This is a genomic window from Neorhizobium sp. 05N33, assembly GCF_056397445.1.
This window is the reverse complement of sequence record NZ_JBFTNK010000012.1, coordinates 120,233-143,937: the sequence shown is the minus strand read 5'-3', so window position 1 is coordinate 143,937 and position 23,705 is coordinate 120,233. Positions and strand designations below refer to the sequence as shown.

22 protein-coding genes and 1 tRNA gene are annotated in these 23,705 nt (G+C 59.6%); 18 read left to right on the top strand and 5 right to left on the bottom strand.

Features of this window, described 5'->3' with window-relative positions:
• Positions 1-9 precede the first annotated feature (9 nt).
• On the bottom strand, positions 10-2,295 hold the full coding sequence (locus tag AC1DLT_RS24570; protein WP_477488488.1) for a sensor histidine kinase: 2,286 nt from the start codon (positions 2,293-2,295) through the stop codon (positions 10-12).
• A gap of 147 nt (positions 2,296-2,442) precedes the next feature.
• Between AC1DLT_RS24570 and AC1DLT_RS24565 the strand changes: the two genes are divergently transcribed.
• Together AC1DLT_RS24565 and AC1DLT_RS24560 are read left to right on the top strand one after the other, a co-directional pair.
• Positions 2,443-3,942, top strand: coding sequence for an Eco57I restriction-modification methylase domain-containing protein (locus tag AC1DLT_RS24565; protein ID WP_477488487.1), 1,500 nt, complete (start codon positions 2,443-2,445; stop codon positions 3,940-3,942).
• Entirely contained in the window at positions 3,939-4,361 is a 423-nt protein-coding gene (locus AC1DLT_RS24560) for a very short patch repair endonuclease (RefSeq protein ID WP_477488486.1), read from the top strand. The genes AC1DLT_RS24565 and AC1DLT_RS24560 overlap by 4 nt, the downstream gene beginning before the upstream one ends.
• Positions 4,362-4,407: 46 nt before the next feature.
• On the opposite strand, the gene AC1DLT_RS24555 is transcribed toward AC1DLT_RS24560, so the two are convergent.
• Entirely contained in the window at positions 4,408-5,343 is a 936-nt protein-coding gene (locus AC1DLT_RS24555; RefSeq protein WP_477488485.1) for an HNH endonuclease, read from the bottom strand.
• A gap of 330 nt (positions 5,344-5,673) precedes the next feature.
• Here AC1DLT_RS24555 and AC1DLT_RS24550 point away from each other — a divergent pair, with 330 nt between their 5' ends.
• The 7 genes from AC1DLT_RS24550 to AC1DLT_RS24520 all read left to right on the top strand — a co-directional run bounded on the left by AC1DLT_RS24550 (position 5,674) and on the right by AC1DLT_RS24520 (position 13,286).
• A complete protein-coding gene (locus AC1DLT_RS24550; RefSeq protein WP_477488484.1) occupies positions 5,674-6,870 on the top strand; it encodes a hypothetical protein in 1,197 nt (398 codons plus the stop codon).
• A 285-nt stretch (positions 6,871-7,155) separates the two neighbouring features.
• On the top strand, positions 7,156-8,265 hold the full coding sequence (locus AC1DLT_RS24545) for a hypothetical protein (RefSeq protein ID WP_477488483.1): 1,110 nt from the start codon (positions 7,156-7,158) through the stop codon (positions 8,263-8,265).
• A gap of 115 nt (positions 8,266-8,380) precedes the next feature.
• Positions 8,381-8,917, top strand: coding sequence for a hypothetical protein (locus tag AC1DLT_RS24540; RefSeq protein ID WP_477488482.1), 537 nt, complete (start codon positions 8,381-8,383; stop codon positions 8,915-8,917).
• Positions 8,910-10,895: an ATP-binding protein gene (locus tag AC1DLT_RS24535; RefSeq protein ID WP_477488481.1), complete on the top strand. Its 1,986-nt coding sequence runs from the start codon at positions 8,910-8,912 to the stop codon at positions 10,893-10,895. Before AC1DLT_RS24540 ends, AC1DLT_RS24535 begins: the two co-directional genes overlap by 8 nt.
• A complete protein-coding gene (locus AC1DLT_RS24530) occupies positions 10,892-11,668 on the top strand; it encodes an ATP-dependent metallopeptidase FtsH/Yme1/Tma family protein (protein WP_477488480.1) in 777 nt (258 codons plus the stop codon). Before AC1DLT_RS24535 ends, AC1DLT_RS24530 begins: the two co-directional genes overlap by 4 nt.
• Positions 11,669-11,710: 42 nt before the next feature.
• Positions 11,711-12,649, top strand: a complete 939-nt coding sequence (locus AC1DLT_RS24525) for a DUF429 domain-containing protein (protein ID WP_477488479.1) — start codon at positions 11,711-11,713, stop codon at positions 12,647-12,649.
• A 322-nt stretch (positions 12,650-12,971) separates the two neighbouring features.
• Positions 12,972-13,286, top strand: coding sequence for a hypothetical protein (locus AC1DLT_RS24520; RefSeq protein ID WP_477488478.1), 315 nt, complete (start codon positions 12,972-12,974; stop codon positions 13,284-13,286).
• Positions 13,287-13,548: 262 nt separating this feature from the next.
• Here AC1DLT_RS24520 and AC1DLT_RS24515 read toward each other — a convergent pair whose 3' ends face one another.
• Positions 13,549-15,195 carry a site-specific integrase gene (locus tag AC1DLT_RS24515; RefSeq protein ID WP_477488477.1) on the bottom strand — a complete coding sequence of 549 codons (1,647 nt, stop codon included), beginning with the start codon at positions 15,193-15,195 and terminating at the stop codon, positions 13,549-13,551.
• A gap of 345 nt (positions 15,196-15,540) precedes the next feature.
• A tRNA-Ser gene (locus AC1DLT_RS24510) sits at positions 15,541-15,630 on the bottom strand.
• A gap of 321 nt (positions 15,631-15,951) precedes the next feature.
• On the opposite strand from AC1DLT_RS24510, the gene rplU reads away from it, so the two are divergent.
• From rplU to AC1DLT_RS24490, 4 genes are all read left to right on the top strand, one after another.
• Positions 15,952-16,263 carry a 50S ribosomal protein L21 gene (gene rplU / locus AC1DLT_RS24505; protein ID WP_007757413.1) on the top strand — a complete coding sequence of 104 codons (312 nt, stop codon included), beginning with the start codon at positions 15,952-15,954 and terminating at the stop codon, positions 16,261-16,263.
• 32 nt (positions 16,264-16,295) lie between these two features.
• Positions 16,296-16,565, top strand: a complete 270-nt coding sequence (gene rpmA, locus AC1DLT_RS24500) for a 50S ribosomal protein L27 (RefSeq protein ID WP_007757411.1) — start codon at positions 16,296-16,298, stop codon at positions 16,563-16,565.
• Between the two features lie 128 nt (positions 16,566-16,693).
• Positions 16,694-17,329, top strand: coding sequence for a GNAT family N-acetyltransferase (locus AC1DLT_RS24495; protein ID WP_477488476.1), 636 nt, complete (start codon positions 16,694-16,696; stop codon positions 17,327-17,329).
• Positions 17,326-17,913, top strand: coding sequence for a GNAT family N-acetyltransferase (locus AC1DLT_RS24490; protein WP_038547212.1), 588 nt, complete (start codon positions 17,326-17,328; stop codon positions 17,911-17,913). Before AC1DLT_RS24495 ends, AC1DLT_RS24490 begins: the two co-directional genes overlap by 4 nt.
• Positions 17,914-17,958: 45 nt before the next feature.
• Here AC1DLT_RS24490 and AC1DLT_RS24485 read toward each other — a convergent pair whose 3' ends face one another.
• Entirely contained in the window at positions 17,959-18,822 is an 864-nt protein-coding gene (locus tag AC1DLT_RS24485) for an endonuclease/exonuclease/phosphatase family protein (RefSeq protein WP_477488475.1), read from the bottom strand.
• A gap of 114 nt (positions 18,823-18,936) precedes the next feature.
• On the opposite strand from AC1DLT_RS24485, the gene obgE reads away from it, so the two are divergent.
• From obgE to rsfS, 5 genes are all read left to right on the top strand, one after another.
• Positions 18,937-19,998, top strand: a complete 1,062-nt coding sequence (gene obgE / locus AC1DLT_RS24480; RefSeq protein ID WP_477488474.1) for a GTPase ObgE — start codon at positions 18,937-18,939, stop codon at positions 19,996-19,998.
• Positions 19,995-21,173 (top strand): glutamate 5-kinase, encoded by a 1,179-nt coding sequence (gene proB / locus AC1DLT_RS24475; protein WP_477488473.1) that lies wholly within the window; start codon positions 19,995-19,997, stop codon positions 21,171-21,173. The genes obgE and proB overlap by 4 nt, the downstream gene beginning before the upstream one ends.
• Positions 21,166-22,449, top strand: a complete 1,284-nt coding sequence (locus tag AC1DLT_RS24470; protein ID WP_477488472.1) for a glutamate-5-semialdehyde dehydrogenase — start codon at positions 21,166-21,168, stop codon at positions 22,447-22,449. The genes proB and AC1DLT_RS24470 overlap by 8 nt, the downstream gene beginning before the upstream one ends.
• 42 nt (positions 22,450-22,491) lie before the next feature.
• The gene (locus AC1DLT_RS24465; RefSeq protein WP_247033273.1) at positions 22,492-23,088 is read left to right on the top strand and encodes a nicotinate-nucleotide adenylyltransferase; all 597 of its coding nucleotides are present in this window, start codon (positions 22,492-22,494) and stop codon (positions 23,086-23,088) included.
• Positions 23,089-23,237: 149 nt separating this feature from the next.
• On the top strand, positions 23,238-23,669 hold the full coding sequence (gene rsfS, locus AC1DLT_RS24460) for a ribosome silencing factor (protein WP_037086221.1): 432 nt from the start codon (positions 23,238-23,240) through the stop codon (positions 23,667-23,669).
• Positions 23,670-23,705: the final 36 nt, after the last annotated feature.

Here is a 23,705-nt window from a genome sequence, read left to right as displayed (position 1 = left end):
CATGCAATGTTACCTCATCGGAATTCTAAAGCGTATCGCGGTCGCAAAACCACTTGGCGGCGCGATGAAATCAATTTCGCCGCCATACTCCTGAACGAAAGCGCGGGTGATCGTCAGCCCCATTCCCATGCCTTGGCCCAACACGGCATCAGGCCGCTCGGTGGTCGATTGAAACGCATCGAAGAGACGCCGTGCTCGGGATAGATCGACCGCTGTGCCTGTATTGGAGACCTGAACCTCGCAGAAGCCGCCGTGCTCACGTGCCGAAACTTCAATACGTCCGTTAACATCGCTGAACTTGACCGCATTCGACAGCAGGTTGGTAAATATCCCGGACAACTCGGACGGAAACATCGGCGGAGTTCGAACATCGGTCGGAATATCATTGACGAGCGTGATGTTCTTTTGCTCGATCCTGGACTCGAAGAACAGTTTAACTGTTTCGAACCTGTCGCCTACTGCCAGCCGCGCGCGCCGACGGCGTCCCTCGAAGCTCGTTGAATCGACAAGATAAGTCGCATTCCGCCGAATCCGATCGGCGAGATCCAAAGCTCTTTGTCGGGATTTGCGGATCGCCGTTCGGGTACGCGCAAGATCGTCGATCGTTAGGGCATCCTCAAGCTCGCGTGCTAACGCTGATATTTGGAGCCCGACTGCATTGATCTCGTGAACGAACGCGGCGAGTTCTGTGCCGAGCGATGCCAAGACTCGCCATTGCACGGCCTCGCTGCCGAACTGATCAGCCATCTCCCGAATTTCGGAGAGATTAGGCTGCAGTTCTTTAGCTTCACGCGATGCCGTTACGAAGTCGTTGCGCTCCACCGCGTTCTGGATATTGGCAAAACCCCGCTCAACCTGGATTGCGTGCTCACGTACCCGCAAGGCTGTCGGTGTCTCATTAACATCCGAACGGATGCCAGCGTCGCGTTGAGTTACACGCTGCTCATTTCGGATTTCCTTCACCTCTTTGCGTGACATTGATCTTAATCGAACAATCAGATCAGTGGTCACACGTGTCCATTGAGTAATGAAGTCGAACGCCTCGCCTGGCAGGAAGCCCTCACGACTGACCACCATCTCAAGCCCTGGACTGCTTGATCTGTGGAGGAAGATGGCGCCCATGTAGGCATTATTGCCTTGTATTACGAGTTCTTCATTCTCAAGGCCAGCGGGTATATTATCTGCCTCGAAGGCAGACAGACTTATTAAACGACGTTTAGCTCGCGACAAATAGGTACGTTCCAAACCCAGCCAGTCGTCCCTTAGATCGCCATATGGGGATACACGAAAACCCTCCATGAAGACGCGTATGCCCTGCACCTCGGTCTCCCAGGACGAATTAGAGCGTTGGAGTATCCGCCCGGTGAAAGATGGCCCGACCCCTGGCTCAAGATGTTTCATCAAACGAAAAGTCTCTGCTCCGGGAAAATTGCGGAGCTCGGCTTTCGTAGGCGATACGGCGATTTGAAGTAAACCCGTGTCTCGATCGTAAGACAGTTCTGCAATCCAACTAGCAGCCGCTGCACTGTCGGGTAAAAGTAGATCACCGATGCCTAGCTCCCCACCAAACACGATTTCAAATCCGGGATCCCCATTTTGTTGATCTCGGATCGGCAAGGTTTCGAAAAGCAAAGTCTCCGCGATGGCGGTTCGGGGCAATTTTTTCCAGGTTGCGGCCAACGGAGCGAGCGTAACGGCTTCACGCAGAAAACTTGAGCGTACGCGATCCGACCAAGCCGACCTTAGCGGCGCGATGTTCAGCGTTGTCCCACTACTATGCCTAGATGGCCGCGCGCGCTGATCTACGGTGACCGCGCCGGTTCCATCGATCTGATCCAAGGTCTCTAGCGCTTCAATCGCGCGCCAATCTATACGAGCGACCACCTCTGATATTGCCGGCGGAAGAGTGATTGCGCCTCTAGGCGCCGGGCCGGCTTTGCGCGATTGGATATTTACGACCGTCCCCAGCTTATGAGAGGCGAGACGTCCTACTCCCTTCTCGCCGGTATATCGACGACCAAATACAGGGGACCTTCGGTCGCCGGAGTTTTTTGTACGGCCAGCAATGGTTAGGAAGCCACGCTGAAACTCGTCTGAGTCCATGCCAACGCCATCGTCGGATACGACGATGCTGCCGCGTGCCGGATCGCCAAGATTGACGCCGCTGACTGTTACCAAGGTAGCGTCGGCGTCGTAAGCATTCTTAATCAGTTCGACGAGAGCGGTGCTCTCTTTCGCAACCAGCAGTTCGCCGAGCTCTTGGAAAAGCTTGGTATCGACGCTGAAACCTGTCATTTGCAGAAAATCTGCCGGGGCGGAAGGCGTGTCCGGTGTACGCTCATCATTTGTTCAACCCTCGCCTATATCAACGGTTTTTCTAACTGCCCTTCGGCGAACGGTATTGTTATAAGCAGTGAAGGGAAATTGCCAGAGGACGAGTGAATGGAACTGCACGCAGCGATAGAGCAATTGCACGATCGTTGCGCAATATATACGTCTGGCCCGACTGCCGCTCGGTTGCTTGACTTGATCGGCTGGAATTCGGACGCAGATCTCTCGCGAGCAGTTTTCCTTGAACCGTGTGCCGGGGAAGGCTCGATTCTCTTGGAAGGGGTTCGCCGCCTTCTTCATTCTTTTCGTTCTCATGGTCGCGCGCTTTCCTTGAGCGATTTAACGCCGCGGATAAAGAGCTTCGAACTTCATCCGGGAGCCGCTGCAACCGTTCGACGGCTCCTTAGGAACCTGCTTATCAAGGAAAGCATTGCTCCCCAACTCGCCGACCAACTTGTCTTGGACTGGGTCAGCGAAAGAGATTTTCTTCTGGAAACGCCCGAACGCGCCACGCATGTGGCGGCAAATCCGCCCTACGTTCGCTGGAAGAACCTCCCTACCATCTTGGCCGATGTCTACCGCGAAATCCTGCCGACTATGAGTACACGCGGGGATCTGTCCGTTGCGTTTCTGAATAGGATGCAAGAATGGGCCAGCGATGGTGGCTCTATCGCGGCGTTGACGAGCGATCGTTGGATGTTCGCGCAATATGGGGATGCCTTTCTTCGAGACACGAAATTGCGCGGCTGGACCATTACGGTAGCTGACGAACGCCCGGCCGATCCATTCATGAAGGTGGTGGGCGCGTACAGCGCGATCGTATTGCTGACGCCTAGTGGCAAACCAGTTCATCATCTATCGTCAAACAAGAGGGAAAAGGCTCAGGCGATGCAGCGCGATCTGCTTGCGCGACATGGAAGCCTTCATGAGGCCGGCTGCACTGTTCGTGTCGGTCCGGCGCTTGGTTCCGGGCGAACATTCATACTCGATCCCGATGACGTTGCGGAGGTGGAGGATGAGCTTGTTCGCCCCTTCGTCGAGCGAAAGGATTTGGTCGGTTCGGCCGTCGATATCGAGCGGTTACGGGTAGTCGTGCCGTATGACCGTGGGGGCGTTCTGATCGATCCTGCGCAGTGGCCCGGTTTCACGACATGGGTCGAGAGACGAAGGGAAGCGCTGAGCAAGAGAAGCCAGTTTAGAGAAAAAGACCAATATTGGCGGACGATCGATGCGGTTCCCACTTTGTGGTCGCGCGGTCCGAAGCTGCTGATGCCGGAACTGTGCAATATGCCTTTCGTCACAATAGATCGAACACAGGCGATCCCGGCGCATTCCCTTTATGCGATCTGGCCTGGGGAGTGGCCCGTCGACGTTCTCCAACGTGTCCTGAATGGTGGTCTTCTTGAAATAACCGCGAAAGCCGAAGCTCCGGCTCTTAAGCAGGGCTGGATGCGTTTTTACAAGCGATTCCTGTTGAGAACGCCACTGCCTCGGTGGGACCAACTATCCCACGACGACCGTGAAGGTCTAAGTAGTGAAGCCCTCGAAAAGTTCGAAGAGACTTTCGAAGGTCTGTTCGGATTTGCGCCTGGTGCTACATCCCTTACATGAAGACACGCGATCTATTTGCGGATGTGCCGGAGCAGCGGCGTCGCTTGATGGCCAAGATTAAGGCGACTGATAGTAAGCCAGAAATGCTTGTGCGGCGCGCGGCCCACAGGTTGGGGTTCCGCTATAGACTCCACGTCCGAGCACTGCCTGGCACCCCTGACCTTGTCTTCCCTCGACGCAAGAAGGTCATTTTCGTGCATGGATGTTTCTGGCATCGGCATTCGGGGTGCGCGAGAACGACGACGCCCAAGGCTCACGCGGATTATTGGCAGAAAAAGTTCGATGACAATGTGTTGCGAGACAAAAAAAGCCAAGCGATGCTGGAAGCACTTGGCTGGCAAGTACTTGTGATCTGGGAGTGTGAGACCAAGGATCCGGATAGCTTGACAAAGCGGCTGAGCACGTTTCTTTCGGGATAGACGTGCGCAATGCCCACCCTAACAGCCGGAAACTATTTCCGCATTGTCACCCCTTGAACACCCGCTCACGATGATACTGCAGAAACTGCCAATGTGGTCGTTCGTCCGACCGTGATGGCACTAGCAGGCGTCGCTCCTGATTGATCAGCCGCGTAACGGTATCGGGGACGCCGCCGCTCGCTATAAGCAGGCTGTAGTCGTCATCGACCGAAATCAGCCCGCGGTCGAACATCCAATGCACTGTGCCGGAGAGCGCGAGGCCGTTGCGAACGCTGTCTGGACCACCGTCGGCGACAGGGCGAATGTGGGCGGCCTGGACTTCCGAGCGCCCGCCGCCGTTGATCAGCTTGATGCCGGTGACAGCGCAAGTGTCGTGGTAGGCGGTCTTGATAGCCGCGGCGAAGGCTCGATCCCGGAAAGGACGGTTGACCACCTGCGAGATGATCCTTCGATCTACACCGTCGACTTCAAAAGGCGCCTGAGGATTGTCCGCAAAACCGACGCGTGTCTCTTCTGCCGGGTCGGGCGTGGGCCGTTCCCTATTCCGGTGACCAAGCACGTGAGCGAAGCCCGCCGTCAGGATGAGGTCATACTCGGCGTCAGGAACATTTCGTACCGCTCGACCGAACGCGCCCTTGTTGGTCGAGCCGTCCTCCTTGCGCAGGCCGCTCTCGTAGTAATGGTCCGCTTCCTTAAAGGGGACCGCCTGATCGAAGGGCAGGAAATCCTCGATCAGCGCGTAGAAATGATCGGGCGTTGCCGGATCGGGAATGATGCTGACAATCCGGGCGGTGGCGAAATAGGCCTGCTTGCCGCCCGATTTCATCAGGTCGCCGCTCGGACGCCGGGGTTCGTAATAGACGATCCAATCTCCGAGAGCGGCCTCGACTTGACGCAGATAGGTCCGCGGAAAGTGATACCGCTGCTCCGGCAGGTCGTCGTAGGTGGGGTCTGTCTTGGTTGTCAGAATGGCTTTGGTCATCGCGCATCTATCTTGTGATGGCCAAGGCTAGCATGGCGCGCAGGCCGCGTCAGCGGCTCGCGACAAAACGGCCCACCATTGAGGTTCCAGCACCGTTGCTCTCCCAAGGGTTGTGGCGCAACAATACTACGCTTGGCGAAAGAAAGATTCTCTCTGCAGGTCCAGAATATCGTCGGAAATCAAGTATTATAAGTATAAATCAAAGATTATATGATGACAACATTATTTACCAAAACCACTGATTAGTATCGTTACTCGCATTGCCGTGCGATCATAAGGATGTCTTGAAGGTTTTCTTCAGGATATGGATCAACCGCATTGGAGTAAGACATGAACAAGACTACTGAAGGACTTTCTGCCTCCGCCCGCACCCTCTACGATTCCCTGAATGTCGCCGACGATGAGATCCGAGGCGAACTGGAGGAGATGGCCTCCCGTCTCATTGGCGCTCGCCGCCATTCAACCGAAGAGTCGTTTGCACTCGGTGCGTATCTGGAGCGAGCCGCCGAGTTGCTTCCGGACGGACTTCTGGAGAAATGGGTGGTGCAGCGTTGCGATTATACGTCCCGCCACGTACGCACGTACAGGGCCATCCACCGCAATCTCTCAGGCTACAAGGACACGCTCGTCGCGCTGGCGGTCGGATCGACCGTTCTTGGCAAGTTGAGCGCGGCCGAGCCGGAGAAGATCGAACAGGCGATCGGTTTTGCGATGCAGCATCGCCGGCTGCGAGTGGCAGACGTCACGGAAATCTTGGCAGGCGCAAAGCAGTCAGACGGTGACGCCCGCCTGGAGGAGAGCCCCTACGATATCGGTGGGGCCGAAGGGCTCAAGGCGATCATCGCGATCAAGGTCCGGAATGGTCTGAAGTCGTTCCTCGACCACGTCGAGGAGATCCGGACATATGTCGCCGCGGCCCTTCTGGAGAAGCGGGTCGTCAAGAAGACGCTTGCCGAGCAGATTCACCTTACCGCCCGTCTTGCCCGCAAGGAACTTGAAAGTCTCGCGCAGTTCGTCATGCCCAATCCGGAGGTTGCCTATGTGATTTGGGAAACCAAGCTTCCAGCCCATACCAATTGGAAGGCCGTCGGTGACCTTCTCCATAAGATCGGCGGCGTTGATACCTGGCCAGAAGTGGGAAACCTCCATAGCTGGCTGGAGAACGAAGTCCTGCCGATTTTGGAATGGGCCTCGGCGAAAACCAAGGGTCCGGCCTGGCCTCTGTCGGCCACTGTCTTGAGCCCGTTGAAAGACGCAGCCGTGACCGAGGCAAGCTCGACGACACTTGCTGAGCCCGATGATCAGCCCAGCGAGGGTGGCACAGCCGACCGGGTTGCGGACGAACTGGAGCCCGGCACCGAAGCTGCGAGCATCAATGAAAGCGACGCCAAGCGGATCGAAGGCATCCTCGCGCCGTTTGGCGCCAACGTCACAATCGAAAGGCCAAAGTCGGCAAGACGGGCAATTCTGGAAGAGAAGGGGCTGGTGATGCCGCTGGCACCGAAGCAACGGTCGGGACACGCTTGATGCAGTAATAAGCTATGAAGCCATTCGCTTCGGGATTGGATTGAAGGGGTCGCTTGTCGGCCCCTTTCGTTTGAACGGTTTTCTGGCATCGGTCGAACTTGGTTGTGAGCCCGCCGTTAACCTTGTACCGGCTTCGTTCTCTTTTTTGCCGATCGGGTCCTTGAGCCCGGTCGCCGGTCCTGCCAGGTTAAGGGCGTTCGGATGACCGGACACAAAGCGGCCCAAGGCAGCGCGCCAACGCTACCAAGGGCCTGACCCTCAGCCTTCATGAAAAGGAATCGGGCTATGAGCACGTTTACATCTGCACTCCCCATTGGGGAAGTTCTCCCTTCGACCATCAACATGAACACCCATGGCGGCGGCGCTAACGCCGCCGGATTGCGCGAGCGCCCCTTCGGCTTCAGCCGCGCTTCGGTTCATGCAACGGCTTCCGTTAGCGAACCGGTTGCCCTGCGCCGCCATCCACACATCGTTCGCTTTCGTGATGTCGAAGCCGATCTCGATCTGCTGATCGATCGTGCCATCGCCGCGATCGCCGATGGTGAACCGGTCGAAGACGAGATCCTCGGTCACTACGTTCACATCGCGTCGCTCGTCCGTGCGGTGTCGTTCCGGGAAGGCAAGCTTTTGGAGCAGGCGGTCGAACGTTTGGCGAAAGCCAACCCGAATGTCACCGTTCTTACCCAGTCGCTGAAACTGCCACTCGTCAAGACCGCGCTCGAGGCCGTGTCCGGAAACGACTGGCAGAGCCTCGATGGGATCAAGCTCGATTGCGAGGCACCGGCGAAGGGCAGCTACACGCCCGACCTGATCGTCGTGAACCGCGCGCGGCACACGGCCTACATCTTGGATCTCAAGCGCTCGCTTGCGTCCTACGGTGACACAAGCCGTCTCGAGGAACTGAAGATGAAAATGATGGCATCGGCGATGGTCCTGCCGGATTGGCTTTACAAGCATCACAAGCGCATCATGGTCGACACGGTCGAGGTCGCCATCGTCGATGGCGCCAGTCGCCCGAGCGATCATGCCACCGGCATCTGGGCCTTGTCCGAGATCGACGACCTGCTGGAGATCGACGGCGTCGCCGCCTGCATGGCCGAGTTGCGGTCGCGCTTCGGGCACCGGGTGCGGCAGCTTCTTGAAGCGGAAGCCCGCAAGGCCCTCGGTGTCACGGCGATGATCGTGACGGATACCGCGACTGCCTCGATCATGTCCGGCAAGCCGCTGATCACGTTGAACGGCCCGGCTCGGAGCTATGAGGAAGAGCAGGCAATCGTGGCGCTGGACGAGGACGGCGGACCTTATGATCTCGGCTGCTTCGATGATGATCAGGACGACGAACCGGAACCGGTCCGCATCCGGGTTGGCTTTGCCCGCCGTCCGCGCCGCCACTGATGGGCCGCTAGCCCGACGGCACTGACCGCGGCCGCGCCGTCAAGGCGTGGCCAGCTTTCCCAGTCTATCCATTCCAAGAACGCCGGATGCCATGCGCTCCGGCGAGGAGACAGTCATGTCCACCGACAACCATAGCCCGTTCGGCTTCCGCTGCGAAGCGATCACGATCAATACCATCTCGCCCCTTTGCGTTCACGAAAGGCTGGAGAACGTTCGCCACCTTGAACCCCGCGACAGTAAGGTAGGGCGAAGCGATTCCGATGATCCCGCCGTTCTGATCGGCTTGGCATTCGCCTTCATTCGGCAAGGCCGTTTGCTGGACGGCCATGTGCCGGAGCCCTTGATGCTTCGGTTGAGCGCGCTTGCACACAATGACAACGCAGCATGCCGCCTGCTGATCGACTGGCTGCAGAACCGCAACCGGAATCTCGGCTGGCTCCGGAACGAGCATCTGAGTCTTTCGACTCCGGTTACAGCGGTGGCTGAAACCCACCGTCTGCGCCGTTCGCCGCGCGAGCGTGTGCGGGCTACTTCCATGAGGTCTGATCATCGCGATGGTCGAAAGCGCTTCCGGACGCGACCGCGTGATCCGGTGTTGAACCCCGAAACGGCAATTATTGCCGCGGAGACCGGAGGACGCGCTGATGGATAAACTCGCTCGTCTGTTCGTCCGCCGGCTTCGGCATCTTGCTCGCCGCGAGGCACGCCGGATCGCGCTGCGCAATGGCCTGCTCGAGGCCAAGATCGTCGATGTCGATGGTCACCTGCTCTGCCGCTACACACCGGTCTTCGACACGACAAGGCTGACCGGCAATGCGGGCCGGGATGGTGCCTGGTTCCGGCAGAACTTCGATACTTGGCTTGTCGCACCGAAGGAGAGTAGCAATCCGGCTTTTGGCACGGGTGGCGATATTGCCGTGACGACGGAGATCAACGACGTGAAGCCTATCTCGCCGCTGGTTGCCTTTCCCCGGAAGCGCCGCGGCGCGATCGCGCAGGGTGCAGCACTCGGCAACGGTGTCGATCGGCGCGCTTACGCGGTCGGCCTTGTGGGTCGGGCAGCGGCCGCGCCGCTGGTCAGTCATGTCGTGGCGGCCCTTGTGTTGGCGCGCGCGGTCCGGAGTAGCGGCAGATCGCTTCGGGAGATCGTTCACACCCTGATCCATGTGACGCCGGTCATCACGCTCCACGCGCCGCTCGATGGCTTCGAGCGGGAAGTGCTGCGGCTGCTGGAGAAATCCCGGCTGGTGCCTGGCGGTCCCTTCGCGATCATCGATGCGGACCATATGTTCGACGACAACCACTTCGACGTTTACGAAGGGGAGGTTCGCAAACGGCTTGTGGTGTTCTCGGGTGCCGGCGTGCATCGCGTCACGGGCAATGCCCTGCGTCGGCGGATGATCAGCGCACTGTCCCGCGACTTTCCGATTCTTGCCATCGCCGAGAAGCGATCGGACATTCCCTCGCTGCTGCGCATCTCCGCCGATCTGTCGCTGGAAACGGGAAAGCTCGATCGGCGGTTCGTCGCCGATCTCGTCGAGACGATCTATCCAGACACGGCATTCGAGACGCTAGGCCTGCCGTCGGATTCCGATGCACGCTGGCTGTCGCTCGAGGACCTTGTGCTTGCCTTTCGTCCGGGACGTCATATCAGGGACGTGCTGCATGTCCTTGCAATCCTCATCGAACGCAATCGCGGCGACTCAAACGACGAGGACGGCGACGCCGATGATGGCGAGGGTGGCGACAAGACATCCGGATCGTCGCCTTCAAAAACATCCATGGAGAAGACGTCCGGATCGGACGAGAAGCCAAAGTCGTCCGACAATGATGCCAGCGGCCGTTGGAAAAGGGATAAGCCGTCGGGTGCGGAAGTGATCCAGCCTGAGCCTTTGCTGACGGCCGACGAGACCGGCCACAAGCCGCCAGTGATCGTTGAAACACTCTCCGGATATGGCCGAGCCAAAGACTGGGCGCTCGATCTTAAGGCCGACCTGGATGACTACCGGGCCAGCATCCTTGCCTGGTCGGAGATGAGCACCAAGCTGCTGTTGTCGGGTCCGCCCGGCACCGGCAAGACGACCTTTGCCCGAGCGTTGTGCAATACCTTGCAGGTCCCGCTGGTCGTGACCTCGGTCTCGACCTGGCTGCAGGGTGGGCACCTCAATGACGTGATCGACAGGATGGCGAAGACCTTTGTCGAGGCTCGGGCCATGGCGCCGGCCATTCTCTTCATCGACGAGATCGATGGCATCGGCAAGCGGCAGCCGGCTGAACGGGAATACTCTGACTATTGGAATGCCGTGGTCAACAAGGCACTCGAACTCCTGGACGGAGCCGTGAAGAGCGAGGGACTGATCATCGTCGGCGCCACCAACCGCCCAGGTGATATCGATGAGGCGATCAAGCGATCCGGACGCTTGGAGACGCATATCGAAATCTCCAAGCCCGATGTGCCGACGCTCGCGGAGATTCTTGCCCATCATCTCGGTGACGATGTGATGTTGCTGATCCAGGAGCCGGAATTGGACACCCGCCCGGAAGTCGATGATGGATTCTCGCTAAAGGAGATCGTCGCTGACTACCTGAGGGAAGAAGCAGAGAGTGGACGGAAGGGAGCAGGCCGATGACCGTGACCCAGAACACCAACACGACGGGAGCGCCGGCGGCCGCGCGACAAGCCCATCCAGTCGATGACATTCTGAGGCGCCTGGCGACGCGGGCCATGGGACTGACGGGTGCAGATATCGAACGCGTCGTCCGGGAGGCGCGATTGACGGCGCGCCGCGGCAAGCGGGCGATCCGCTTCGAGGATATCGAAGACGGCATCCGGAGCAACCGCCCGCCCGTGCCCTATGATCTGCGTTGGCGCTTCGCCATCCACGAGGCGGGCCATGCCGTTGTCCATCATGCCCTCGACCTCGGCCCGGTCCGTGGCCTCAATATCGATACCGGGCAGGGAGCCTACAATCTGCTCGGCTTCCATCCATCCGGAACCGATACCCGCGCCTGGTTCGAAAGCATGCTGACGATGCTGATGGCCGGGCGGGCAGCCGAGGCTCTTGTGCTCAAGCGCGTATCAAGTGGTTCCGGCGGGACTGACGACAGCGATCTGGCGCGGGCCACAAGGATCGCCTTCGATATGGAACGCACCCTTGGCTTCGGGACCGAGCATCCGCTGCTCTATCGTCCCCATCGCGATCCGGCCGAGGTGTTCGGGCGTGAACCAGAACTGGCCGCACGCGTTCATGCCAGGCTGGAAGCGGCACTCGACCGGGCGGCGGCGATCCTCAGAAGGCGCAGGCCGATCTTCCATGACTTGGCAAAGGCGCTGTTCGATGCGCAGGCAATGGATGAGACGGCGGTGCTGCAAATCCTGACAGGCGGTGATCTGACGCGTTGAAGCTGATAGTCATGTGGCTGATGAGAAGAATCGGAGTGCCGGATGAGTGTCGCAGTCGTCGCCCACTGCGATTGGAGCATGGACCAGAAAAAGCGCTGGATGACCGTGGCCATCAAACGCGGCAGACAATGGCATGTTCAGCCTCCGGAACTCGTCGGTGACACGTCGAGCTTGTTCGACCGGCTGCAGCGTCGCGCCGCCGATCCTGGCTCGCTTCTCATCGGCTTCGACTTCCCGATCGGTCTGCCAGAAGCCTATGCGCGAGCGGTTGACCTCGGTTCCATTCGGGAGGCGCTGACATTGTTCGGCTCCGGGATCTGGTCGAACTGGTACAGTGTCGCCGATCATCGCGATCATATCTCGCTGCACCGCCCGTTCTATCCCGTCCGCCCTGGTGGCACAGCCCGTGCCCATCTGTTCGATGCCCTCGGGATCTCTGACGCATCGTCGCTCCTGCGTGTCTGCGAGCGGGCGACCGCCGATCGACAGGCCGCCTGCATGCTGTTCTGGACGCTTGGCGGCAATCAGGTCGGCAAAAGTGCGATCTCGGGATGGCGGGAAATCATCGTGCCGAGATTGGCTGAGATCGGGCTGTGGCCGTTCGATGGAAACCTGGCCGATCTCGCCAACAGTAAGCCCGTCGTCGTCACTGAGACCTATCCCGGCGATGTGTACCGTCAGGTCGGCATGCCTCGAGGTGGCTGGAGCAAGCGGCGTCAGGCAGACCGGATACGGATGGGGCAGAGTATATTGCCTTGGCTTGCAGCGCGGCCAGACCTCGATATCGATCTGCTTCTGCCCTTCATCGACGACGGCTTCGGCTCAGATAAGACGGGAGAGGATCGTTTCGATGCCACCATCGGGCTTCTCGGTATGCTCGATGTCGTCGACGGGCGGCGCGGTGAAGGCGTTCCGGCACATAAAGCCGTCCGCAAATGGGAAGGCTGGATACTCGGACACCATCGTGATGAAGTGGAATGACTTGAGACGAGGTGCGGCACGTTGTCGGCAACTCATCTCAGGTTACGGACAACCTGAAAAAAATTGCGCTCATTTGATTCCGAGTTCGGGATTTTTGATTCGGAGCTCGAATACAATGATTCATCAACGGCGTTTGCGGTCGTAAACGTTGTCCTGAGTTTAGGTAACGTGCCCGCAAGTCGAAACAAATTGCGGTCATTTGATTCATTGTTCTGAGCCGCCGATTCAAAGATCGATATTTCCGATTCTGGCGAAGAAGGCTTGCGCCGGTAGGCCGGTCCCCTGACCATTGAGGAGAGGCCGAGGATCGGGAGGAGACAGCATGAACCTGAAGGCAGCCAGGCAGCGGCAGAAGGCGCTTCGCGACGCCAACAAAAAAGCGAAGCGGCCTGACAGAGATGATGTGGCCCGGGTGGCTCTATTCTGGCTCATCCGGCGGGCGGTCGAGAAGGGGCAGCAGGCGGAGCTCGAGAAGTTCCAGGACAGGATCGTCTCGATGCTGGTTGATCAGGGGTTCGATGAGTGCGAATGCGACGTGGTGTTCGACGAGCTGGTCGCAAAGTATCGGACGGGCGGATCGCCGTTTCGCAGGAAAATCCACCTGATCTATCCCGACGGTCCCGACCAGGAAGTCTGAGCACGGCCGTCTCCACTTGGCCTGTTGTTGCCGGATTGGCCTCGCTTGACGGGTTCGATCGACGACTAACGGCGTTTGCTGAAATTACGACTTCTCCCCCCATTACTCCTGAAAACGCCGTTTGATTCTGAATCGGATTTCCAGAGCATAGGGCCGAGAGCGAGCGGGCCGGCATCGTTACAAACGAAGCAAACTGCCCATGCTTCCCTCGTGGTAGAAACGTGGGTTTTTGCTCGACACGGCGAGATGACCGTATCGGAAATTATTTCCGCTTCGGCGGCCCGGCAACCCGTTGCTTCTTGGCGATACTGTCGAAATCCAGCTCGCGGAAAACGGAGTAATCGATCTCCGGATCCAGCGCCAGAACCTTGAGCTTTCGCGCTTCCTTCTCGGTTGCGACATCGAAGCCATATAGATCGTGCTCATCGGTGCCCGCGCTGTGCCCGGCCTGCACCCTGCGGTCACGCGGATCAACTCCGGAATCTCGCATGTCCTGGATGTTTCCGCTTCGCAACGAGTGGAATACCTCTCGCCGACCAAAATTCTCCTCACTCGACTTGCCCTTGATTCCCGCCTTTTGAAAGAGACGCTGCATGTAGGAGGAACCGCTCTTGCTGGGATCCGCAAGCTTCATGATGTTCGGGAAGAGAAAATTCGAACCCTGACGCGCAGCCCAGTCGATGAAACCGATCTCGTTCAGGAATTCGTGAAGTACGAAGTAGCGCTCGCTATCCTGCGTCTTGACCGGCACGGTGGTCCAGATGCCTTTGACATTCGACAGTCGCGTCACCTGACCAACCCACACATCCGGGAACTGCTCGCGAATGTGATTGCCGCGCAGGTGGATCAGCAGACCAAGTCGCCGGGACGTCAGATGCCCCAGGAGCGGAAGCATGATGTCCTCCATCAGGCCCGATTGAACACCTGCCCGGAACAGGGCGTTCATCTTGGCGATGGCGATCGGTGTGGCTTTTCGGGGACTTGCCGCGGTTTTGGGGAATGTAAGCTTTGCTCCGGCAAAGGGATCGTTGAAACCACCTCCTGTAATGGCTGACCTGATCGCTGCCTTGACGACCGCCAGGTAACCCTCCTTCAGCGTCTTTTCCGCCAAGGGCTTGAGATGGAGATCCTTGTTGCCATCGATGATATCCCAGGGCGACACATCCGGATCGCGCTGATTGTTGTCTCCGGGCCAGTATTGCATATGGTTGATGAAAGCTTGGAGGTCGGCGGCGACGTAGGTATCGACGGAATGGTCCCCAATCAATTCGATGAAGAGATTGAGGCGGCTTTCCGCGGTGCCCAGATCCCGTTCGATATTCGCGCCGCCCGAAAGTCTCCGGGTTGCCAGATAAGTTGGGATGACATCACTCAGCCGGGGCTGCGGCGATCGCGGCCTTGGGACGGAACGTCTGTCGAGTTCGAATGCCGGGATCAGCTTTCCATCCGCATCACGAGGTCTTTCGGGTCCGCTCCACGCGTTTGCTTGAGCGACTGCGGATTGCTTGCCATCCTGACCAGCAGTCTCGATGATCGGTGGCGGCGTGACGGCCTGCGATGCGGTCGAGGCTGGCGCGGAAAGCGCGGATGAAGTCGAGAGCTTCGCAATCGCTGACTGCTGCAGCATCTCGGCATGACCGACGATCAATTCGTTGAATGGCTCGCCCTTTGCCCGCTTCTCCAGTTCCCTGTTGAGATTTACGAGATCGCGAATACCTGCGGCTTTCTGCAGTTCGTCGGCGGCGATCGGCGCTTCCGGACGATCGATCATCCGGAGGTAGGCCTTCAGCTCGCCTTTCATTTCTGTGATTTTCTCCAGCGCATCAATCTCGCTGTCGGCTAATTCATCTTCCTGCATGCCCCTGCCAAACCTCATCGAATCGAACATCAACCTGGCCTTGGCCGCCAATAGGTCTGCCAACAGCCTGGCGCGCCTGTGGGAGCATGCCCCAAGGCTCAGCCGCAGCGGTGGAATATCCCGCGTGCCGCCACTCGCCTTCGGCATCTTAATCTGGAAGATGTAAACGGACCCTGATTTGGCAAGGTAGGGACCGGGGCCTCTGCCCGGGCCTGACTTCTTTCGAACTGGTCGCGATGCCTGATCAGGTGATTCTGGCGATACCCCGACATGTACCGGAAGGTGTACTGGGCGCGATACCCGCATGGTTTTACTCCTCAAAAGCCGCGAGCGAACTGGCGTTTTGCGAGGAAACCCAAGGAGTTACGGATATCTGGCGGAGAGTTACTCAACCTATGGCGGAGAGGGTGGGATTCGAACCCACGATACGGTTGCCCGTATGCCGCATTTCGAGTGCGGTGCTTTCGACCACTCAGCCACCTCTCCGCTTAAGACGTGATGACGCGTTGGTCAGCGCGGGCGTTCTCATAGCGGGCAAACATGGGGCTGGCAAGGGGCGAATATCAAGTCTTTATATCCTTTCGTCTTGACAGTTTTTTGTCGCTCGCGTATGTCCGCTCGCGATCAGGCGTGGAAAAGTATCCATGCCTCTTTGTTTGTGTGGCGGTTGTTGGAACAGCCACACGAATTCCACCGGCAGCAAGTTCCAGAAGATCGTCTCTTTCGAAACCCTGCTAGAGCCCGACTGATAAAAAGACGGCCGCCTTTTATGAAGGCAGAGCCGGAACGAACATGAAAGGATAAAAAATGTTCGCAGTCATCAAGACCGGCGGTAAACAGTACCGCGTGGCAGCCAACGACGTGCTCACCATCGAAAAGCTGGAAGCCGAAGCTGGTTCTGTCGTAGAATTCAACGAAATCCTGGTTGTCGGCGTTGGCGCCGATGCCAAGTTCGGCGCTCCCTTTGTTGCGGGTGCGACGGTCAAGGCCGAAGTGGTCGAGCATAATCGCGGCAAGAAGGTTCTTTCCTTCAAGAAGCGTCGCCGTCAGAATTCCAAGCGGATTCGCGGCCATCGCCAGCATCACACGGTCGTCCGCATCACGGACATCTTGGCTTAACAACGGGTTTCGAAGGGTAAAGGAGAACTCCAATGGCACATAAAAAAGCTGGCGGTTCGTCGCGCAACGGTCGCGATTCGAATTCCAAGCGCCTTGGCGTGAAGAAGTTCGGCGGCGAAGCCGTCATTCCGGGCAACATTATCGTGCGCCAGCGCGGTACGCAGTGGCATCCGGGCCAGAACGTCGGCCTCGGTAAGGACCACACCATTTTTGCGCTTACCGCCGGCAACGTGAATTACCGAACCAAGGCCAATGGTCGCGTGTTCGTGTCCGTAATGCCGAAAGCCGAAGCAGCAGAATAAAGCCGGTAAGCGTTTTAAGCAGCCGGTGTCACATCGACCCGGCTGAGCGCCCAAAGGTTCAGTCAGAAAAAGGGAAGATGGGACACCACCATCTTCCCTTTTTCTTTTCCCCAACAGGAGGACTGAACATGCAAGGCGAACTACTGAGGGCGAGCCAATCCCGGCCGCCAGAGGAACGGTTAAGACCCGACCGGCCGAGAAGCGATTGCCCCGTCTTACTGTCGCAGAGATTAGTTCTGCGCACGCCCTACGAAGAAGACATCGACGCACTTGCCCATCTCGCCAACAATGCGAATATCGCGACCATGGTGTCGCGTATGCCGCATCCCTATACGGCTAAAGACGCAGCCGATTTCGTGCGACGCACGAAGGCCGGCGAGATTGGCAAATGCGTCTACGCCATCACGCGAGGAGACAACGGCGCCTTTCTCGGTTGCTGCGCGCTCGAACCGCAACAGGACGAAAGAACGCTCGAACTCGGCTATTGGCTGGGCGAACCCTATTGGAACAGGGGTTATGCCACGGAAGCCGCCCATGCCCTGATCGACATGGCCTTCCGCACCCGCAACAACATCGACCATATCGATGCCCGCTGCCGGGTGACCAACATCGCCTCCCGGCGGGTGATCCAGAAATGCGGTTTCCAGTTCCAGGGCACCGGCATGATCGATTGCCTGGCGCTCGGCGGCATGGTCGCCGTCGAGTGGTTCCGGCTCGACCGCAAGACCTGGATGTCCTTGAGAAGCTGGGGAGAACTGCGATGAACGCCGCCGTCCTCCAGAAGACCAGCACGACCGTCACGATGCCGGGCCCTTGCCCGGTCATCACCACCGAAAGGCTGGTGCTTCGCCCGCACAAGATCACCGATGCGACGGCAATCGCCGAATCGCTCGGCGATTTCAAGGTGGCCCGCATGCTGGCGCGGGTGCCGCAGCCCTATGACCGTCAGGACGCGCTGGATTGGTTGGTTCCGAACGCGTCGGGCATCCTGCCGGACTGGACGCTGGCGATCACCACCGGCGACGACGCCCATATCGGCGTCGTCAGCCTGGAATTGAGGCGGGGCCGGTGGCATCTCGGCTACTGGCTGAACCGGCTTTACTGGGACCGGGGTTATATGACGGAAGCGGCGGCCGGGACGCTGGAGCGTTTCTTCCGGCGTATGCCGGAGGCGCAGGTGTTTTCCGGCGCCTTTGCGGACAACCTTGCTTCGCTGAACGTCCAGAAGAAGCTCGGTTTCACCATCGTCGATGCGAGCCAGCTCTTCAGTCTGTCCCGCAACAGGATGGCGCCGCATATCGAGACCATGCTGCTGCCTGAGGATTTCCGGCGGCCGGCCCGACCGTGACGCTCCCATAACAAAGGCCCGGCGGAGGAAACTCCGCCGGATCATTCACTCGACCTCGACCCAGAGCGGAAAGTGGTCTGAACCAGGCGCCTCGTTATCGACCCAGGCGTTTTTCAGCCGCGGCGCCAGCCCGGCATTCACGAAACAATGATCGAGATGCATCTTCATCGGCCCGTCGCCCGGTGGCTTCGCCCAGGTATAGCTCTCCGGCGTCAACGATCCGGAGCGGTCCAGCACGTCGACGGGTTCGTTGGCGCGCAGGATGCGGCCGTAATAACGGTCCCGCTGACCGGCCATGGCGATATACTCGGTCGATTCCGGCTCCATGTTGAAATCCCCCATCAGCAGGAAATCCTCCGGCAGCGGCAGATCGGGGAAACCATCTTCGCCGCCGCCGGTGAGCGAACCGCCCTCGGAGACGAAGTTCAGCACCCGCTCCTTGAGATAACGGATCTGGCCGAGCCGTTCATCGGGAGAGACATGATCGAGGTGGACGGAATAAACCCGGAGCGGTCCGCCGGGTGCGACGATCACCGCTTCCAGCGCTCCGCGCTGCAGGTTGAGCATCTCCACGGTGCGGCTGCGGGGCAGCAGGAGATGACGGGTGGAAAGGATCGGCCAGCGCGACAGGATCATGTTGCCGAACTGAAAACGGCGCTCGATGCGGCGGCCGTTCTCGATAGATACGTCGAGCAGCAGGTCGCAAGGTGCGCCATAGACATGGAAATGGTCCGGAAACAGATCCGAGAAACGGGTAACGAGATCGACATGGCCGTTCCTGGGGAAACCGCGGGTCACTTCCTGAAGCGCGATGACATCCGCTCCCTCGATACTCGCGGCGATGCGTTCGGGATCGAACACACCATCCATGCCGATCCCGTATTGAATGTTATAGCTGACGAACTTCATGATATTCTTTGACCTCCGCCCCAACCGACGATATCGAAACCCCTATCGACATGCACTGAGCGCCCGACCTGAAGCGACAGGCATCCCGACTAACACAAGACTGACGGCGACAAGATGAAATTTCTCGACGAGGCAAAAGTCTATATCCGCTCCGGCGACGGCGGCGCGGGCGCGGTCTCGTTCCGGCGGGAAAAGTTCGTCGAGTTCGGCGGACCTGATGGCGGTGATGGCGGGCGCGGCGGCGATGTCTGGGTGGAGGCCGTCAACGGTCTCAACACGCTTATCGACTTCCGCTTCCAGCAGCATTTCAAGGGCCAGACCGGCACCCACGGCATGGGCCGCAACCGCACCGGCGCCAATGGCGGCGAGGTGACGTTGAAAGTGCCGGTCGGCACCCAGATCTTCGAGGAAGACAACGAGACGCTGATCATCGACCTGACCCGCGAAGGCCAGAGGTTCCGGCTTGCCAAAGGCGGCAATGGCGGCTTTGGCAACACCCATTTCAAGAGCGCGACTAACCAGGCGCCTAATTGGGCCAATCCCGGTCTTGAAGGTGAGGAAAAAACCATCTGGCTGCGGCTGAAGCTGATCGCCGATGCCGGCCTCGTCGGAATGCCGAATGCCGGCAAGTCGACCTTCCTTGCCAGCGTCACCCGCGCCCGTCCCAAGATCGCCAACTACCCGTTCACGACGCTGCATCCCAATCTTGGTGTTGCCACCATCGACGCCCGGGAATTCATTCTGGCCGATATCCCGGGCCTGATCGAAGGCGCCCATGAGGGTGTCGGCATCGGCGACCGGTTCCTCGGCCATGTCGAACGCACCCGCGTGCTCCTGCATCTGGTCTCCTCCGTCGAGGAAAAGGTCGGCAAGGCCTACAAGACAGTAAAGCATGAACTGGAAGCTTATGGCGGTGGTCTGATCGAAAAGCCGGTCATCGTGGCGCTGTCGCAGATCGACGTGCTCGACGACAAGGAACTGAAGAAAAAGGCGAAGGAACTGGAAAAGGCCTGCGGCCAGACACCGTTCCTGATCTCCGCCGTCACCGGCAAGGGGATGACCGAGGTGCTGCGCGCGCTGCGCGACGTCATCGTCGAGGCGAGCGGCGTCAATGAGACCGCATTGCCCGATCGCTCGACCCCCATCCAGGATTTCGATGAGGATGAGGATGCATGACGGCTACCCGTAAACCGCTCGCCAGTCATCGCCGCATCGTCATCAAGATCGGCTCGGCGCTGCTCGTCGACCGCAAGACGGGCCTGAAGTCGCACTGGCTCGACGCCATCTGCGCCGATATCGCGGCGCTGAAGGCAAGAGGCATCGACGTTCTGGTCGTCTCTTCGGGCGCCATCGCCATGGGCCGCACCGTGCTCGACCTGCCCTCCGGCGCATTGAAGCTCGAAGAGAGCCAGGCGGCGGCGGCGGTCGGTCAGATCGCGCTTGCGCGCGCCTGGTCGGAAAGCCTGTCGCGCGATGGCATCGTGGCCGGCCAGATCCTGCTGACGCTCGGCGACACGGAGGAGCGTCGCCGTTACCTCAACGCCCGTGCCACCATCAACCAGCTTCTGAAGATCGGCGCCGTGCCGATCATCAATGAGAACGATACGGTCGCCACGACCGAAATCCGCTATGGCGACAACGATCGCCTCGCCGCCCGCGTCGCCACCATGACCAGCGCCGATCTTCTGGTGCTGCTGTCCGACATCGACGGCCTTTATACCGCCCCTCCGCATCTCGATCCCGACGCGAAATTCCTGGAAACCGTCCCGGCGATCACGCCGGAGATCGAAGCCATGGCCGGCGGCGCTGCATCCGAATTGTCGCGCGGCGGCATGCGCACCAAGATCGATGCCGGCAAGATCGCCACCGGCGCCGGCTGCGCCATGATCATCGCCTCCGGCAAGGCGGATCATCCGCTGCGCGCCATCGAGCAAGGCACTCGCTCCTCCTGGTTCGCGCCCTCCGGCACGCCGGTCACGGCGCGAAAAACCTGGATCGCGGGGCAGCTTCAGCCGGCCGGCGAACTCTTCGTCGACGAGGGCGCCGAAACCGCGCTCGGCACCGGCAAGAGCCTTCTGCCGGCCGGCGTGCGCCGCATCGACGGCCAGTTCCATCGCGGCGACACAGTCGCGATCATTGGCGTCGACGGTCGCGAGATCGCCCGAGGCCTTGTGAGCTATGACGCAGAAGAGGCCCGCCAGATCACCGGCCGCAAGTCCGGCGAGATCGAGGCGATCCTCGGTTATGCCGGCCGCGCCGCCATGGTCCATCGCGACGACCTGGTGATGACCGGGCCGGCGAAACGTAAAGACAAAAAAGAAGATCGCAAGGAGGATGCCGCCCATGCTTGATATGGTTGCGAAGACCGGCGACATCGCCGTTGTGATGGACCAGATCGGTCGCAATGCAAGGGCTGCGGCACGCCAGCTTGCAACGGCTTCGACCGACGCGAAGAACAAGGCGCTCCACGCCATGGCGGACGCGATCCTTGCCGCCAAGGACAGGATCCTTGCCGCCAATGCCGCCGACCTGAAAGGCGTCGAGGGTAAAGACCTGCTGCCGTCCTTCATCGACCGGCTGACGCTCACCGAAAAATCGATTGCCGGCATGGCGCAGGCGCTGCGCGAGATCGCCGAGTTCAAAGATCCGGTTGGCGAAGTCATCGCTGCCTGGGACCGCCCGAACGGCCTTCATATCGAGCGCGTCCGCACGCCGCTCGGCGTCATCGGCGTGATCTATGAAAGCCGCCCGAACGTCACCGCCGACGCCGGCGCGCTCTGCCTCAAGGCCGGCAATGCCGTGATCCTGCGGGGCGGTTCCGATTCGGCCCAGTCGTCGGAGGCGATCCACGATTGCCTCGTCGCTGGGCTGAAGGCAGCTGGCCTTCCAGAACACGCGATCCAGATTGTGCCGACTACCGACCGCGCCGCCGTCGGCGCCATGCTGTCGGGACTGAACGGCGCGATCGACGTGATTGTGCCGCGCGGCGGCAAGAGCCTCGTCGCCCGTGTCCAGAACGAGGCGCGTGTGCCGGTCTTCGCCCATCTCGAAGGCCTCTGCCATATCTATGTGGACGCCTCCGCGGACCTGGAGATGGCGAAAAAGATCGTCGTCAACGCCAAGATGCGACGCACCGGCGTCTGCGGCGCGGCCGAGACACTACTGATCGACAGTGCCGGGATCGGCACGCACCTGATGCCGATCCTCGAAGCGCTGACGGAAGCCGGCTGTGAAATCCGCGGCTCGGCCACCGTTCTCAAGGTCTTTCCGGGCTTCAAGCCTGCGACGGAGGAAGACTGGCGCACCGAATATCTCGATGCTGTCATCTCGGTTGCGATCGTCGATGGCATTTCCGGCGCCATCCGCCACATCAACACCTATTCCTCGAACCATACGGAGGCGGTGATCGCCGAGGATCCTGAGGTCGTCTCCCGTTTCTTCAACGAACTCGATTCGGCCATCCTGCTGCACAATGCCTCCACCCAGTTTGCTGACGGCGGCGAGTTCGGCATGGGCGGCGAAATCGGCATTTCGACCGGCAAGATGCATGCACGCGGCCCGGTTGGCGTCGAGCAGCTGACCTCGTTCAAATACCGGGTGCACGGCACCGGCCAGATCCGGCCCTGATCGCGCGTGACGGAAGAGACGATCGACCGCCGATATCTGGTCATGCCGCATGCCGAACGGGGCATGGCCGTCGGCCTGTTCGGCGGTTCGTTCAATCCGCCGCATGAGGGCCACCTCCTGGTCGCAGAGATTGCGCTTCGCCGGCTCGGCCTCGACCAGCTCTGGTGGATGGTGACCCCCGGCAACCCGCTGAAAAGCCGTTCCGAACTTGCTTCGCTCGACGACCGGCTGGCGATGAGCGAAAAGCTGATTGACGATCCTCGTATCAAGATTACAGCCTTCGAAAAGACGCTCGGCGGCTCCTATACCGCCGATACGCTCTCCTTCGTAAAGGCCAAGAACCCGCTCGTGCATTTCGTCTGGGTGATGGGCGCCGACAGCCTGAAGACCTTTCATTTGTGGCAGAAGTGGCAGTCCATCGCCTCGACCTTCCCGATCGCCGTTATCGACCGCCCCGGAGCGACTTTGTCGTTCCTGTCGTCAAAAATGGCCCGCACCTTCGATTATGCCCGGGTGGACGAGGATGACGCGGGCACGCTCTGGAAGCGGCGCGCACCCGCCTGGACCTTCATTCACGGTCCGCGTTCGGCGCTGAGCTCCACCGCGATCCGCGCCGCAAACGACCGAAAATCGGACTAGCACCGACCAAGCGGCTGCCCGAAAGGGGTCTACATCTTTCTATCACCTTTTCGGACGCTCTCTTGAAAGATTAAGAATTCGATGCCACCTTAAATACAGCGGCCGAGCGTGAATCGGATTCGCTTCAAGTGCCTGTTGCTGTTACCCGGATGAAAGGACAAACCCTGACAACAGTACACGCCAAGGGCAGGACGGCCTCCGTTCTCCCGCAGAGCCTGGAACGTGGCGCCGATGCCGCCGCCCGTGCTCTCGAACTGGTCCTCGCAAGTCTCGAGGACTCCAAAGCTGAAGACATCGTCACCATCAACATTGCTGGAAAATCAGCGCTCGGGGACTACATGGTCGTTGTCTCCGGACGATCGAACCGGCATGTCATGGCCATCAGCGATCACCTGATTTCCGACCTGAAGGACGAGGGGCTTGGCAACGCCCGCGTCGAAGGGCAGGAGACCGGCGACTGGGTGCTCATTGACACCGGTGACATCATCGTCCACGTGTTCCGGCCTGAAATCCGCGCGTTCTACAACATCGAAAAGATGTGGGCGACGCCGGATATCGAGGAAGGCACGCTGCTGCACTGACGGGTTCGGGCATGTTCTGAACCGGTCGGACTGAGG

What these genes read in the sequence shown, in the direction of transcription:
- AC1DLT_RS24570 (WP_477488488.1), bottom strand. Translation starts at nt 2,295, where the DNA reads ATGACAGGTTTCAGCGTCGATACCAAGCTTTTCCAAGAGCTCGGCGAA.
- AC1DLT_RS24565 (WP_477488487.1), top strand. Translation starts at nt 2,443, where the DNA reads ATGGAACTGCACGCAGCGATAGAGCAATTGCACGATCGTTGCGCAATA.
- AC1DLT_RS24560 (WP_477488486.1), top strand. Translation starts at nt 3,939, where the DNA reads ATGAAGACACGCGATCTATTTGCGGATGTGCCGGAGCAGCGGCGTCGC.
- AC1DLT_RS24555 (WP_477488485.1), bottom strand. Translation starts at nt 5,343, where the DNA reads ATGACCAAAGCCATTCTGACAACCAAGACAGACCCCACCTACGACGAC.
- AC1DLT_RS24550 (WP_477488484.1), top strand. Translation starts at nt 5,674, where the DNA reads ATGAACAAGACTACTGAAGGACTTTCTGCCTCCGCCCGCACCCTCTAC.
- AC1DLT_RS24545 (WP_477488483.1), top strand. Translation starts at nt 7,156, where the DNA reads ATGAGCACGTTTACATCTGCACTCCCCATTGGGGAAGTTCTCCCTTCG.
- AC1DLT_RS24540 (WP_477488482.1), top strand. Translation starts at nt 8,381, where the DNA reads ATGTCCACCGACAACCATAGCCCGTTCGGCTTCCGCTGCGAAGCGATC.
- AC1DLT_RS24535 (WP_477488481.1), top strand. Translation starts at nt 8,910, where the DNA reads ATGGATAAACTCGCTCGTCTGTTCGTCCGCCGGCTTCGGCATCTTGCT.
- AC1DLT_RS24530 (WP_477488480.1), top strand. Translation starts at nt 10,892, where the DNA reads ATGACCGTGACCCAGAACACCAACACGACGGGAGCGCCGGCGGCCGCG.
- AC1DLT_RS24525 (WP_477488479.1), top strand. Translation starts at nt 11,711, where the DNA reads ATGAGTGTCGCAGTCGTCGCCCACTGCGATTGGAGCATGGACCAGAAA.
- AC1DLT_RS24520 (WP_477488478.1), top strand. Translation starts at nt 12,972, where the DNA reads ATGAACCTGAAGGCAGCCAGGCAGCGGCAGAAGGCGCTTCGCGACGCC.
- rplU (WP_007757413.1), top strand. Translation starts at nt 15,952, where the DNA reads ATGTTCGCAGTCATCAAGACCGGCGGTAAACAGTACCGCGTGGCAGCC.
- rpmA (WP_007757411.1), top strand. Translation starts at nt 16,296, where the DNA reads ATGGCACATAAAAAAGCTGGCGGTTCGTCGCGCAACGGTCGCGATTCG.
- AC1DLT_RS24495 (WP_477488476.1), top strand. Translation starts at nt 16,694, where the DNA reads ATGCAAGGCGAACTACTGAGGGCGAGCCAATCCCGGCCGCCAGAGGAA.
- AC1DLT_RS24490 (WP_038547212.1), top strand. Translation starts at nt 17,326, where the DNA reads ATGAACGCCGCCGTCCTCCAGAAGACCAGCACGACCGTCACGATGCCG.
- AC1DLT_RS24485 (WP_477488475.1), bottom strand. Translation starts at nt 18,822, where the DNA reads ATGAAGTTCGTCAGCTATAACATTCAATACGGGATCGGCATGGATGGT.
- obgE (WP_477488474.1), top strand. Translation starts at nt 18,937, where the DNA reads ATGAAATTTCTCGACGAGGCAAAAGTCTATATCCGCTCCGGCGACGGC.
- proB (WP_477488473.1), top strand. Translation starts at nt 19,995, where the DNA reads ATGACGGCTACCCGTAAACCGCTCGCCAGTCATCGCCGCATCGTCATC.
- AC1DLT_RS24470 (WP_477488472.1), top strand. Translation starts at nt 21,166, where the DNA reads ATGCTTGATATGGTTGCGAAGACCGGCGACATCGCCGTTGTGATGGAC.
- AC1DLT_RS24465 (WP_247033273.1), top strand. Translation starts at nt 22,492, where the DNA reads ATGCCGCATGCCGAACGGGGCATGGCCGTCGGCCTGTTCGGCGGTTCG.
- rsfS (WP_037086221.1), top strand. Translation starts at nt 23,238, where the DNA reads ATGAAAGGACAAACCCTGACAACAGTACACGCCAAGGGCAGGACGGCC.